This is a genomic window from Micromonospora zhanjiangensis (assembly GCF_042650605.1).
Classification (GTDB): domain Bacteria; phylum Actinomycetota; class Actinomycetes; order Mycobacteriales; family Micromonosporaceae; genus Micromonospora_J; species Micromonospora_J zhanjiangensis.
Window position 1 is genome coordinate 197986 of the sequence record NZ_JBHSBN010000007.1, and the last position, 13954, is coordinate 211939.

The 13954-nt window shown below is 75.3% G+C and carries 8 protein-coding genes; 5 read left to right on the forward strand and 3 right to left on the reverse strand.

The genetic code is table 11. The annotated features are described in order from the left end of the window. Positions 1 to 79: 79 nt before the first annotated feature. Both ACFOX0_RS13260 and dapD read right to left on the reverse strand, forming a co-directional pair. Positions 80 to 2683: a hypothetical protein gene (locus ACFOX0_RS13260; RefSeq protein WP_377545231.1), complete on the reverse strand. Its 2604-nt coding sequence runs from the start codon at positions 2681 to 2683 to the stop codon at positions 80 to 82. Between the two features lie 154 nt (positions 2684 to 2837). Next, entirely contained in the window at positions 2838 to 3797 is a 960-nt protein-coding gene (gene dapD, locus ACFOX0_RS13265; RefSeq protein WP_377545233.1) for a 2,3,4,5-tetrahydropyridine-2,6-dicarboxylate N-succinyltransferase, read from the reverse strand. A gap of 92 nt (positions 3798 to 3889) precedes the next feature. Between dapD and dapE the strand changes: the two genes are divergently transcribed. Further along, positions 3890 to 4963 (forward strand): succinyl-diaminopimelate desuccinylase, encoded by a 1074-nt coding sequence (dapE, locus tag ACFOX0_RS13270; protein WP_377545235.1) that lies wholly within the window; start codon positions 3890 to 3892, stop codon positions 4961 to 4963. Positions 4964 to 4982: 19 nt separating this feature from the next. Here dapE and ACFOX0_RS13275 read toward each other — a convergent pair whose 3' ends face one another. Continuing rightward, the gene (locus ACFOX0_RS13275; protein ID WP_377545237.1) at positions 4983 to 5150 is read right to left on the reverse strand and encodes a hypothetical protein; all 168 of its coding nucleotides are present in this window, start codon (positions 5148 to 5150) and stop codon (positions 4983 to 4985) included. A gap of 177 nt (positions 5151 to 5327) precedes the next feature. On the opposite strand from ACFOX0_RS13275, the gene ACFOX0_RS13280 reads away from it, so the two are divergent. From ACFOX0_RS13280 to ACFOX0_RS13295, 4 genes are all read left to right on the forward strand, one after another. Continuing rightward, a complete protein-coding gene (locus tag ACFOX0_RS13280; protein ID WP_377545239.1) occupies positions 5328 to 6170 on the forward strand; it encodes an LOG family protein in 843 nt (280 codons plus the stop codon). Positions 6171 to 6173: 3 nt separating this feature from the next. Beyond that, positions 6174 to 6719, forward strand: a complete 546-nt coding sequence (locus ACFOX0_RS13285) for an LOG family protein (protein ID WP_377545241.1) — start codon at positions 6174 to 6176, stop codon at positions 6717 to 6719. A gap of 123 nt (positions 6720 to 6842) precedes the next feature. After that, the gene (locus ACFOX0_RS13290) at positions 6843 to 10364 is read left to right on the forward strand and encodes an ATP-dependent helicase (protein WP_377545462.1); all 3522 of its coding nucleotides are present in this window, start codon (positions 6843 to 6845) and stop codon (positions 10362 to 10364) included. Then, the gene (locus ACFOX0_RS13295) at positions 10361 to 13735 is read left to right on the forward strand and encodes an ATP-dependent helicase (protein WP_377545243.1); all 3375 of its coding nucleotides are present in this window, start codon (positions 10361 to 10363) and stop codon (positions 13733 to 13735) included. Before ACFOX0_RS13290 ends, ACFOX0_RS13295 begins: the two co-directional genes overlap by 4 nt. Positions 13736 to 13954 lie beyond the last annotated feature (219 nt).

Here is a 13954-nt window from a genome sequence, read left to right on the forward strand (position 1 = left end):
GGCGACACTATCAACAACACTGCTGATGACACGATCACCGATCTGTTCGGCGTGTCGCGACGCCTCATGAGACCAGCCGCTAGGGCGGGGTCGGGGTGGGTTCGGTGGGGTCGGGGGTGGGCGTGCTGGGACGGCGCGGGACGGGAACCGCGCCGGTGAGCATCGCCGCGACCACGGCCGAGCGTTCGAGCTGGTATTCCGGGGATTCGGGGTAGCCGCCGTGGCTGCGGATCGGGGGGTCGCGGACCTCGCCGTCGCGCGGGTGCAGCGCCTCCGGGTCGCGGACCGGGATCTGGCGTTCGCCGGCGCCGACCGGCCAGCCGAGCGGGTCGGTCTCCCGCCAGAAGTTCGTCCAGCGGGGCTGGTCGCTCGGGCCGGTGAGGGTGGCGGCCACGGCGGGCAGCCGGTCCGGGCCGAAGTAGGCCGGGAAGACCCGGCCGTAGAGGCGGGTGAGCTGACAGCCGTACGAGAAGAACCAGACCCGGCGGCGCCAGCGGGACGGCAGCTGCAGGATGACCGCGGCGGAGATCACGGCGCCCTGGCTGTGTCCGGACAGGACGATTGCCTCGGCCCGGCGTGGGTCCTGCTCGGGCAGCGCGAGCAGCCCGGTGGTGCGGGTCTGCAGCTGCGGTACGGCCCGCTCGGCGTAGCTGGGTGGGGCGAGCGGATGCGCCGAGCGGGGCCAGAACGTACCGACGTCCCAGATCACGCCCACCGCCCGGCGCACGCTGTCGTTGCGGTAGACGAGCAGCCCCACCCCGGCGATCAGCACCGGGAGCAGGCCGGCGAGCGAGGCGCCGACGTCGACCGCCGCCTTGACCGCCATGGCCCAGGCGTCCGGGCTGCGCGGCTGCGGGCGCAGGCCGGCCAGGGCGGCGACCGTACCGGCGGCGGCGAGGCCGACCGCGGCGGTGGTGAGCCGCCCGACCAGGCGCAGGGCGTGCCCGCCGACCAGCCGGTGCAGGGCGCGGAAGCTGGCCACGTCCCGGGCCCGCCGGCGTTCGTGCGCGGACAACTCGCCGGCCTGGTGGAACAACTCGGCCAGGCAGCGCCGGCGCAGCCCCGCGAACAGCAGCCAGGCCCGACCGGCGACGCCGGCCGCGACCAGCAACGCGACGACGAACGCCGGCCCGGCCCAGAGCACCGGGACCGGCAGGGTGACCGGCGGGAGCCCGCCCGGCGCGGTGCCGTGGTTGAGCCGGTTGGCGGCCCAGTAGAGCACCCCGACGCTGTACGAGACGGTGAGCAGCCAGCCGAGCCCGGCGAGCACCGCCGGGCCGCGACCGCCCCAGGCCATCGCCGTACGTCGGTCCGGTGGTCGCTCGGGCGGCCGGGTCGGATGCCGGGGCAGCAGCAGGGTGACCGCCGCGGCCAGCGCGACGACGACGCCGGTGACCATCCAGGTACGCAGGTAGGACGGCGGCGGGGTGGTCCCGGGCAGCCGATCGGTGGCCCACAGGTGGCCGAGCGGGAGGGCCAGCGCCGCCATGATCGGCGGGCAGAGCGCCCACCGGCCGGTCCGGGCGACGCCGGCGACCGCGATCAGCAGCAGCACCTGGAAGCTGGACAGCCAGGCGATCAGTGCCTCGTAGCCGGGCAGCGACCGGTCCTGGCCGCAGCCGGCGATGGTCGCGTCGGTGGCGCAGCCCGGCGGCGGGCGCAGGCCGGCCAGCCGGCTCCCGGCGGGGACGTCCGGCAGCAGCAGCACCAGGAAGGTGCCGACCACGCCGAGCAGGGCGAGGCAGACGATGACCGTCCCGTACCGGCCGACCGGGGTGTCGCCGCTGCGCCGGGTGGCGTACGGGTGGCCCAGCGCCGCGGCGGCCAGCACGACGCTCGCGCCGAGCGCGGCCGCGGCCGGCCAGCCGACCGCCGCCCGCGCGCCGACCAGGGGTTCGGAGATGATGACCGCGCCGAGCGGGACGGCGGCGGCCACCGCGGCGCCGGTGGCCAGGTGCAGCGCGGCCAACCGGCGCACCTGCCCCTCGCCGCACCAGAAGGTGGGATCCTGCAGCGGGTTGTCCAGCGGCCGGTCCGCCGGGTCGGCCGGCGCGGCCGGCATCTCCGCCTCGTACTGGTACGTCCGCCAGGTCAGCAGGCCCACCACGGCAAGCAGGGTGAGCGGCAGCAGCAGGCCGACGGCGAGCGGGTGGGTGGACTCGCTCCACCAGCCGGTGCCGAGGAACTCCCACGGGCCGGGGATCTGCTTCAGGCAGGCGCGGTCGACGCACTGCCAGCCGATCAGGTCGACGCCCAGGCCGGCCGCGGCCAGCACGAACGTCACGGTCAGGCTGAGGCAGAACAGCCGGACCAGCCAGGCGGTGATGCCGGGGCGGCTGGCCCAGCGTTCCTGCCGCGGGTCGGCGGGGATCTCGGGGCTGGCGTGCAGCGCCACGTTGGCCAGGGTGAACGGCAGCAGCAGGGTCCACAGGGCGCGTTCGACGTCCTTGGCCGCCCGGGCGCCCGAGGTCAACTGCCCCCAGCTGTACGCCTCGACCGCCACCGGGTCGTTGGGGTTGTCGGCCGGCGAGCGGTAGAAGCCGGTGGTCGCGTCCCCGGCGACCAGCCACGGCCGGGCCATCGGTTCGGACGAGCCGTCCGGCGCCGGGGGCATGCCGAGGATGTCCGCCGGTGGGGTGTTTGACACCCCGTGTACGCGGAGCTCGATCAGCCGGCCGGCCACGGCAACCTCCCGGAGAGTAATCGCCTCACTACATAGAGTGCGCGCACACCCGTTCGATCGGATCGTCCGATCGGCCAGGCCTACCCCGGATGAATGTCCCCTTTCGCGGCAATCACGTTTGGCCGCCGCGGCTGGCCGGCCCCGGCCGGGCCGGTCAGTCGTTGGCGTGCAGGGCGGCGTTGAGTTCGATGCCGCGACCGGTGCGCGGCTTCGCCTCCAGCGCGCCGGTGACCGAGTTGCGCCAGAACAGCAGCCCGTTCACCCCGGACAGCTCGCGGGCCTTGACCACCCGGCCGTCCGGCAGGGTCACCTTCGAGCCGGCGGTGATGTAGCAGCCCGCCTCGACCACGCAGTCGTCGCCCAGCGAGATGCCGATGCCGGCGTTGGCGCCGAGCAGGCTGCGCTCGCCGATCCGGACCTTCTCCGTACCGCCGCCGGAGAGGGTGCCCATGATCGAGGCGCCCGCGCCGACGTCCGAGCCGTCGCCGACCACCACGCCCTGCACGATCCGGCCCTCGACCATGGAGGAGCCCAGCGTGCCGGCGTTGAAGTTGCAGAAGCCCTCGTGCATCACGGTGGTGCCGGCGGCCAGGTGGGCGCCGAGCCGGACCCGGTCCGCGTCGGCGATCCGCACCCCGGCGGGCACCACGTAGTCGGTCATCCGGGGGAACTTGTCCACCCCGTAGACGGCCAGGTGCCGGCCGGCGGCCCGCTCGATCACCCGCAGCTCGTCGACCCGCTCCGGCGGGCACGGCCCGGCCGAGGTCCAGGCCACGTTGGCCAGCAGCCCGAAGATGCCGTCGAGGTTCAGCTCGTTGGGCCGCACCAGGCGGTGGGAGAGCAGGTGCAACCGCAGGTACGCGTCGGCCGCGTCCTTGATCGGATCGGCCAGCGACCCGATCTCGGTGGTCACCTCGACCGTACGCAGCCCGGGCAGCGCCCGCTCGCCGATCGCCGACGGCGGCAGGTCGAGCACGTCGCCCTGGTCCTCGCCGGACACCAGCGGCAGTGCGCCCAGGCCCAGCTTCCCGGTCGGGTACCAGACGTCCAGGATCTGGTCGGCGGCGGTCACGGTCGCCAGGCCGATACCCCAGGCGGGCTGCGCGTTCGTCACGGGTCAACCTTTCCTGCGCCGCCGGTACGCCCGGCGTGTCCGCGGGCGAACACCGTGCCCGCCCTCACGTTTCTGACGGTACCGTGCCCAGCATGACCAACCCGCTGACCCCCGAAGTCCTGGCCGATCCCGTCGCGCTGACCCGCACCCTGGTGGACATCGAGTCGGTGTCGCTGAACGAGAAGCAGATCGCCGACTGGGTGGAGGAGGTGCTGCGGGCCGTGCCGCACCTGACGGTGGACCGGCACAGCAACACGGTGATGGCGCGTACCGACCTGGGCCGGTCCAGCCGGGTCGTGCTGGCCGGGCACCTGGACACGGTGCCGTTGAACAACAACTTCCCGTCCAGCCTGCGCGGCGACCTGCTCTACGGCTGCGGCACCTCGGACATGAAGTCGGGCGTCGCGTACGCGTTGAACCTGGCGGTGACCCTGCCCGACCCCCGGTACGACGTGACGTACCTGTTCTACGAGGCCGAGGAGATCGAGTCCCGGTACAACGGGCTGACCCTGGTCGCGGCGACCCACCCGGACTGGTTGACCGCCGACTTCGCGGTGCTGCTCGAACCGACGTACGGGATCGTCGAGGCCGGCTGCCAGGGCACCATGCGCACCATCGTCAGCACCACCGGCGTACGGGCCCACTCGGCCCGGTCCTGGCACGGGGTGAACGCGATCCACGCGGCCGGGGAGGTGCTGGACCGGCTGCGGGCGTACCGGGCCCGGTCGGTGACCATCGACGGCTGCACCTACCGGGAGGGGATGAACGCGGTCCGGATCACCGGCGGGGTGGCCGGCAACGTGATCCCGGACCGCTGCGAGGTGGAGATCAACTACCGGTTCGCCCCGGACCGGACGGGTGCCGAGGCGGAGGCCCACCTGCGCGAGGTGTTCGACGGCTTCGACGTGCTCGTCACCGACCGGGTGGAGGGCGCCCCGCCGGGCCTGGCCGCCGCGCCGGCGAAGGAGTTCCTGGCCGCCGTGGGCCGACCGCCGATCGGCAAGCTGGGCTGGACCGACGTGGCCCGCTTCGCGGCGTTGGGCATCCCGGCGCTGAACTTCGGCCCGGGGGATCCGAACCTGGCCCACCACCCGGACGAGCACGTCGAGATCGACAAGATCCGCGAGGGCGCGGTCACCCTGCACCGCTGGCTCGGCACGCCCTGAGGCGCCGCCGCCCGGGTCATCAGGCGATCAGGGAGTGATCGGTCCCGGTCTGTTCAACCGGGGCCGGTCCGGCCTCGGTGTCGTCCTCGGCGTGACCGACCTGGCGGGCCAGCCGCCGCTCGGCCACCACGTCGCGGATCCGCCGGTGCATCTGTCGCCGGTAGCGGAGCATGTCGCTGTTGTTCATCACGGCTGGTCCTCCCCCCGAGGTGTCCGGGCCCTCCGCCGGACGTCCGTGCATACCAAGTATGTGAAAAGTAAGACGCTCCGGCCACCGAATTGGTTGCACCGGTTCGGGCCTTTTCTTGCCGACCGGCCGGCCGACGTGCCGCCGGCCGGCCGGTGGCGCACTACGGTTGATCGCATGACTCGAGGTAACGGCGGTCGGGAACCGGGCCGGGAACGGCACCGCGGCGCGGTGACGCTGCGTCGGGAGGCCATCCCGGCGAGCACGGCCGACCAGCGGCTGCTGGACTCGCGCAGCCGGGCCGACTGGAAGACCCGGGACGCCTGGCGGGCGCTGCGGATCCTGTCGGAGTTCGTGGAGGGCTTCGACACGCTGGCCGAACTGCCACCGGCGGTGAGCGTGTTCGGCTCGGCCCGCAGCAAGCGGGACAGCCCGGAGTGCCAACTGGCCGAGGAGTTGGGCGGCGCGCTGGCCCGGGCCGGGTACGCGGTGATCACCGGCGGCGGACCCGGGGTGATGGAGGCGGCCAACCGCGGCGCGACCGAGGCGGGCGGCCTGTCGGTCGGCCTCGGCATCGAGCTGCCGTTCGAGCAGGGCCTCAACGACTGGGTCGACCTGGCCATCGACTTCCGCTACTTCTTCGCCCGCAAGACGATGTTCGTCAAGTACGCCCAGGCGTTCGTGGTGCTGCCCGGCGGGTTCGGCACGATGGACGAGCTGTTCGAGGCACTGACCCTGGTGCAGACCGGCAAGGTCACCCGGTTCCCGGTGGTGCTGATGGGCCAGAGCTATTGGCAGGGGCTGCTCGACTGGCTGCGCGACAGCATGGCCGGCGACGGCAAGATCGGCCCGACCGACCTGGAGTTGATCTGCGTGACCGACGACGTGCCGGCCGCGGTGAAGCACATCGTGGACGCCGACGCGGCGCTGGCCGCCGAGCAGGTGGCCCTGCAGGAGTCGGCGATCAGCCAGAACGAGGCCGCCCAGCAGGCGGCGGCCACCCCCCGACGAAAGGATTGAACCGTGGCCGCCATCGGCGTTTTCTGCGCGTCCTCCCGTACCCTCGACCGGCGCTGGCTGGACCTGGCCGCCGAGGCCGGCGGTGAGCTCGCCCGGCGCGGACACCGGCTGGTGTCCGGCGGCGGGTGCGTCGGGATGATGGGCGCGCTGGCCGACGCCGCCCGGGCCGGCGGCGCGCACACCCTCGGGGTGATCCCGAAGCTGCTGGTCGACCTGGAGGTCGCCGACCCGCACGCCGACGAGCTGGTGGTCACCGACGGCATGTTCGACCGCAAGAGCGTGATGATGCACCGGTCGGACGCCTTCCTCACCCTGCCGGGCGGGCTGGGCACCCTGGACGAGCTGTTCGAGGTCTGGACCACCGCGACGCTGCGGGTGCACCACAAGCCGGTGGTACTGCTCGACGCCGACGGTTTCTACCGCGGCCTGGTGGACTGGCTGCGCGGCCTCACCGGTACGGCGTTCGTCGGTCGTGCCGCGGTCGACCTGCTGGTGGTGGTGGACTCGGTGCCGGCCGCGTTCGACGCGATCGAGTCCCGGCTGGCCTGACCGCCGAACCCACCCCGCGACCACCGGGCCGGACACCGGCGGTGCGCACCGTTGTGGACACCGGCGGTGACGACGCACCCTCGGTGCGCGCCTCGGTCGTACGGTCGTGATCTGATGGGCGGCGTGCAGGCGTACCGGCTGGTCCGCCGGCGGGCCGACGCCGCGCCGGCGCGCCGTGCCGACCCCGTGCAGGCCGAGGTCGTCGCGCACACCGACGGTCCGCTGCTGGTCACCGGTGGGCCCGGCACCGGCAAGACCGACGTGCTGGTGGAGGCGGTGGCGGCCCGGGTCGCCCAGGGCGTCGACCCGGAGCGGATCCTGGTGCTCACCTACGGCCGGCGGCAGGCCACCGCGCTGCGGCACCGGATCGAGGCCCGGGTCGCCGGGGCCGCCGGCCGGGTGATGCACGAGCCGCTGGTGCGCACCTTCCCGGCGTACGCGTTCGGACTGCTGCGCCGGGCCGCCGCCGAGCGCGGCGAACCGTCGCCCCGGCTGCTCACCGGGCCCGAGCAGGATCTGATCATCCGCGAGCTGCTGGACGTGGTCGGCGAGGACGGCGCGGACGACCCGATCGGCTGGCCCGAGTCGCTGCGCCCGGCGTTGCGCACCCGGGCGTTCGCCGAGCAGCTGCGGGACCTGCTGCTACGGGCCGCCGAGCGCGGCGTCGGCCCGGTGCAACTGGCCCGGCTCGGCGAGCGGCTGGGCCGGTCGGACTGGCCGGCCGCCGCCCGGTTCCTCCGCGAGTACGTCGCCGTGCTGGCCCTGCGCGACGTCGCCAACCGCGGCTCCATCGCGTACGACGCGGCCGAGCTGGTCCGGGCCGCCGCCGGCCTGCTCACCGACGAACCGGACCTGCTGGCGGCCGAGCGCCGCCGGCTGGCGTACGTCTACGTCGACGAGCTGGCCGACACCGACCCGGCCCAGCAGGACCTGTTGGCCCTGGTGGCGGGTGGCGGCAAGACGGTAATCGCGTTCGCCGACCCGGACTCCTCCACGTACGCCTTCCGGGGCGCCGACCCGAGCGGGGTCGGCGCGTTCCCGCACCGGTTCCGGACGGCGTCCGGCGCGGTGGCCCGGACGGTGGTGCTGACCACCTCCTACCGGGCCGGGCCGGGGCTGCTCGCGGCGACCGGCCGGGTGGCCAGGCGGTTGCGCGGGCCGGTGGCGCACCGCGAGCTGCACCCGCTGCCCGACGCGGAACCCGGCGAGGTCCGGGTCCGCACGTTCCGTTCGACCACCAGCGAGTCGGCCTACCTGGCGCACGCGTTGCGGTCCGCGCACCTGCTCGACGGCGTGCCGTGGTCGCGGATGGCGGTCCTGGTCCGGTCGACCACGTTGCAGCTGCCGTCGTTGCAGCGGGCCCTGCACGCCGCCGGGGTGCCCACCGTGGTGCACGCCGAGGACCTGCCGCTGCACCTGCAACCCGGGGTGGCCCCGCTGCTGCTGTTGCTGCGCTGCGCGCTGGAGCCGGACCGGCTGGACGAGGAGGCGGCGGTGGCGCTGCTGCACTCGCCGCTGGGTGACGCCGACCCGTTGGCCGAGCGGCGGTTGCGGCAGGGGCTGCGGGCACTGGCGCTGGCCGCCGGCGACCGGCGGCCCTCCGGTGACCTGCTGGTCGAGGCGCTGCGCGAGCCGGCCGAGCTGGCCGCGGTGGACCGCCGCTGGGCGCGACCGGCCAAGGCGGTCGCCGGGCTGCTGCAGACCGCCCGGGAGGCGGCCGCCGCGTCGGGGGCCACCGCCGAGACGGTGCTCTGGGCGGTGTGGCGGGCCAGCGGCCTGGCCGACCGGTGGGCCGGGGCGATCGTCCGGGGCCGGGCCGCGTCCGGCGAGACCGACGCCGGGCCGCGCTGGCGGGCCGCCTCGGCCGACCGGGACCTGGACGCGGTTGTGGTGCTCTTCGACGCGGCGGCCCGGTTCGTCGACCGGCTGCCCGGCGCGCGTACCGAGGTCTTCCTCGACCACGTGCTCGGCCAGCAGTTGCCGGCCGACACGCTGGCCCCGAGCGCCGACCGGGGCGAGGCGGTCCGCCTGCTCACCGCGCACGCGGCCAAGGGGCTGGAGTGGGACCTGGTCGCCGTGGCCGGGGTGCAGGAGGGCGTCTGGCCGGACCTGCGGCTGCGCGGCAGCCTGCTCGGTTCGGAACGGCTGGTGGACGTGCTCGCCGGCCGGGCCGAGGGCGCCGGTCGGGTGGCCACCATCGTCGGGCAGATGTCCGGCCTGCTGGACGAGGAGCGCCGGCTGTTCTACGTGGCCGCGACCCGGGCCCGGCGGTGGCTGCTGGTCAGCGCGGTGGCGTCGGCCGCGGTGGGCGGCGGCTCCGACCACGAGGAACAACCCAGCCGCTTCCTCTACGAGCTGGGCCAGGTCGAACCGCCCGCCGGTGACGGTGGCGACGACCCCGCGGGCGGGCCGCCGGGTGGACCGTCGGGTGGGCCGTCGGGTGGGCCGTCGGGTGGGCCGGGGCCGGACGGTGATCCGACCGGCCCGTCGCCGGTCCCGCCCGAGCCGGACGACGACGAGCACGGGCCGGAGCGGGCCGTCGAGCTGCCGGCCGGCCGGCCGCCCCGGGCACTGACCCTGCCGGCGCTGGTGGCCGAGCTGCGTACCGCCGTCACCGACCCGGCGTTGCCACTGGCCCGGCGGCGCGGGGCCGCGGCCGAGCTGGCCCGGCTGGCCGCCGCGGGGGTGCCCGGCGCGCATCCGGACGACTGGTGGGGCCTGCGTGGGCTCTCCGACGACCGGCCGCTGGTCGACCCGGGGGAGCCGGTCAAGGTCACCCCGTCCACCATGGAGAGTGCCCTGCGGTGCAGCCTGCGCTGGCTGCTGGAACGGCACGGCGGCGGCGGGCCGGCCAGCGCCGCGCAGGGGGTCGGCAACCTGGTGCACGCGGCCGCGATGCTGGCGGAGGACGCCGCCGTCGACCGGCAGCAGCTGATCGACTACGTGGCCGGTCGGTTCGACGCGATCGACCTGGCCGCCCGCTGGATGGCCGGGCCGGAACGGGCCCGGGCCGAGGCGATGGTGGACAAGCTGCTGCGCTGGCTGGCCGGGAACCCGCGCCGGCTGCTCGCCATCGAGCAGGAGTTCGCGGTCCGCCTCGACGACCCGGACCGGCCGATCGACCTGTCCGGCCGGGTGGACCGGCTGGAGGTGGACGCCGAGGGGCGGCTGGTCGTCGTCGACCTGAAGACCGGCCGGTCCACCGCCGTCACCGGGGCGGAGCTGGCCGAGCATCCGCAGCTCGGCGCGTACCAGACGGCGGTGGAGGCGGGCGCGTTCGCCGAGTACGGCGACCGGTCCGGTGGGGCGGCGCTGGTGCAGCTCGGCACCTCCGCGAAGGAGGCGAAGGAACAGGCGCAGGCGGCACCCGGGGACGGTGAGCCGGCCGACGCGGATCCGGCCGAGGAGGCGAGCTGGGCGCGGGCGATGGTCCGCCGCACCGCCGAGACGATGGCCGCCTCGACGTTCGCGGCGGTGGCCAACTCCAAGTGCCGGGTCTGCCCGGTGCGCAGCGCCTGCCCGATCTCCGGCCAGGGTCGGCAGGTGGTCGAGCCGCCGACCGTCCGCCCGGACGCGCAGCCGGTCGAGGGTGGCGCCGGCGGCGGCGAGCCGCCGGCACCGAGGGCTCCCGGGGACGGCCGATGACCCAACCCTCCCTGTTCGCCGCGGCGCCGTCGCAGCGGACGGCCGACGCCGGCCCGCGCTACACCCCGGTCGAGCTGGCCAAGCTGCTGCGGCTGCACGCGCCCACCCGGGAGCAGGCCGCCATCGTGGCCGCGCCGGTGCGACCGCTGCTGGTGGTGGCCGGGGCCGGCTCCGGCAAGACCGAGACGATGGCCGCCCGGGTGGTCTGGCTGGTCGCCAACGGGTACGCCCGGCCGGAGCAGATCCTCGGCCTCACCTTCACCCGCAAGGCGGCCGGTGAGCTGTCGCACCGGATCCGTACCCGGCTGGACCAGTTGGTGCGCCGGTTGGGGCGGGAGGGCCGGGACCCGGCCGATGACGCGCTCGGCGGGGAGCCGACCGTGGCCACCTACCACTCGTACGCGGCCCGGATCGTCACCGAGCACGGCCTGCGCGCCGGCTACGAACCGTCCACCCGGCTGCTCACCGAGGCGACCCGGTGGCAGGTGGTCGACTGGCTGGTCCGCAACTACGACGGGGACATGTCCGGGGTGGACCGGATGCCCAGCACCATCACCGACGCGGTGCTGGCGCTCGCCGGGGAACTCGCCGAACACCTGGTCACCACGGACGAGTTGGCCGGCTGGACCGGCCGGTTCTTCGCCGAGGTGCAGTCCCGGCCCGGCAAGGTCTACGCCGACGTCCGCAAGGCGCTGGCGATCCAGCAGGCCCGGCTCCGGCTGCTGCCCATCGTCCGCGCGTACGACCAGCGCAAGCAGGACTTCGAGGCGATGGACTTCGGCGACCAGATGGCCCGCGCGGCCCGGGTGGCCCGGGACCATCCCGAGGTCGGCGCGATCGAGCGGGAGCGTTACCGGGTGGTGCTGCTGGACGAGTACCAGGACACCAGCCACGCGCAGGTGGTGCTGCTGTGCTCGCTCTACGGCGGTGGGCACCCGGTCACCGCGGTCGGCGACCCGTGCCAGTCGATCTACGGCTGGCGGGGGGCCAGCGCCGGCACCCTGGACCGGTTCCCGACCGAGTTCGCGCACGCCGACGGCCGGTCGGCCCGGGTGCTGACGTTGACCACGAGCTGGCGCAACCGGCCGGAGATCCTGGCCGTGGCGAACACCCTCTCCACCCCGCTGCGGGCCGCCGGGGCGCAGGTCGCCGAGCTGGCCCCGGCGTACGGGGTGGACGAGGCGATCCCCGGCCGGACGGCCCGCGGGGCCAGCGGCGGGACGGTGCACTGCGCGCTGCTGCCCACGTACGCGGACGAGGCCGACTGGATCGCGGACAGCGTGCTGGCGGCCTGGCGCGGCGCGGCCCGGATGTCGGGTGCGCTGCCCGAGCACATCCCGGTCGACCGCCGGCCGACGACCGCCGTCCTGGTCCGGCTGCGCAGCCAGATCCCGGCGATCGAGGCGGCGCTGCGCTCCCGGGGCCTGCCGGTCGAGGTGGTCGGCCTGGGTGGCCTGCTGGACACCCCCGAGGTCCGGGACGTGGTCTGCACCCTGCGGGTGCTGGCCGACCCGACCGACGGCGCGTCGCTGCTGCGGCTGCTCACCGGCGCGCGCTGGCGGATCGGCCCACGCGACCTGGTGGCCCTGCACCGACGGGCCCGGTCGATCGCCGCCGCTCGGCGGGAGCTGCCCCGGCTGGCCGGCGGCGGCCCGGAGAGCGGCTCGGTGGACCCGGAGCTGGTGACCGACCAGCTCGACGAGGCAACGCTGGTGGAGGCCCTCGCGGACCTGGGTCCGGCACAGCTCTACTCGGCCGAGGGCTACGCCCGGATGCGCGCGTACGGGCTGGAACTCGCCCTGCTCCGGCACCGGCTGGACCAGCCGCTGCCGGACCTGGTCGCCGACGTGGAACGGACCATCGGGCTGGACGTGGAGGTCGCGGTCCGGGCCGGCCGGGACGGCGCGGGCGGCGACGCCGGGCTGGCCCGCGGCCACCTGGACGCCCTCGGCGACGTGGCGGCCCGGTTCGCCGGCGACACCGGCGGCGCGCCGCTGTCGGCCTTCCTGGCCTTCCTCACCGCCGCCGAGGACGAGGAACGTGGCCTGGCCCCGGGCGAGGTGGAGGTGGTCGAGGGCGCGGTGCAGATCCTCACCGCGCACGCCGCGAAGGGGCTGGAGTGGGACGTGGTCGCGGTGGCCGGGCTGAGCCGCGGCGTGTGGCCCGGCCTGGTGCGCGGCTCCGACCATTACCTCTTCGGCCTCGGGGCGCTGCCGTTCCCGCTGCGCGGGGACGCGGACGGGCTGCCGGAGTTCCCGCTCGACGAGGCCGAGGACCAGCGCGGTGTGGCCCGGGCGCTGACCACCTTCGGCGAGCGGTGGGCGGCCCACGACGAGCGGGAGGAGCGCCGGCTGGCGTACGTGGCGGTGACCCGGCCGCGCCGGCTGCTGCTCTGCTCCGGCTACTGGTGGGGCGACGGGGTGAAGCGGCCACGCGGCCCGTCCGGGTTCCTGCGCGAGGTGCACGACCAGTGCCTGGCCGGCGCCGGGGTGGTGGACGTCTGGGCGCCCGAACCCGCGGGTGACGCGGTCAACCCGACCACCGAGGTGGTGATGCGGGCCGAGTGGCCGGCCGACCCGCTCGGCGCGCGCCGGCCGGTGATGGCCGAGGCGGCGGCCCTGGTGCGGAGCTTCCTGGCGCCCCGGGACGACGCCGGCACCGAGCCGCCGGACCCGGTGGTGCTGGGCTGGCGGCGGGAGGCGGACCTGCTGCTCGCCGAACGGGAGCGGCTGGCCCGGCGGGACGGCCCGGTCGAGGTGGCGCTGCCCGGTCACCTGTCGGTGTCGCAGCTGGTGACGTTGCGCCGCGACCCGCAGGCGCTGGCCCGTACGCTGCGCCGGCCGATGCCGGCCCGACCCGACCCGTACGCCCGCCGGGGCACCGCGTTCCACGCCTGGCTGGAACAGCGGTTCGGCGCCGGGCGGCTGCTGGACGTGGACGAGTTGCCCGGTTCCGCCGACGAGGACGCGGCACCCGACGAGGCCCTGGCCGAGTTGCAGGACCGCTTCCTGGCCAGCGAGTGGGCCGACCGCAGCCCGTACGAGGTGGAGGTGCCGTTCGCCACGGTCATCGCCGGTGTGGTGGTCCGGGGCCGGATGGACGCGGTGTTCACCGCACCGGGCGGCCGGTTCGACGTGATCGACTGGAAGACCGGCCGGCAGCCCACCGGGCAGGAGGCGAAGGCGGCGGCGGTGCAGTTGGCCGCGTACCGGCTGGCCTGGGCGGAGCTGGCCGGCGTACCGGTGGAACACGTCCGGGCCGGTTTCCACTACGTACGGGACGGGGTGACCGTGCGGCCGGCGGACCTGTTGGACGCCGACGGGCTGGCCGCCCTGCTCGCCGGCCTGCCGGAGCAGGCCGAGCGGCCGTAGCGACGGCGACGCGGAGGGTGGTCAGGGCGGTCGGCGGCAAGATGATCGGAGTCAGGGGGTGCCGGTACGGCGTCAGGCATGCTACGGTTTCCCAGTTGCAGTTTTGGTTACCAGAGACTCTGTGTGCGCCTGGCGGGATTGTGGCCCCAGGCGCTCTTTGTTGTGTCCGGAGTTCTCCGGGCGGGGCGACCAGCGCGACACCGGTCCGTGCGCAACTGC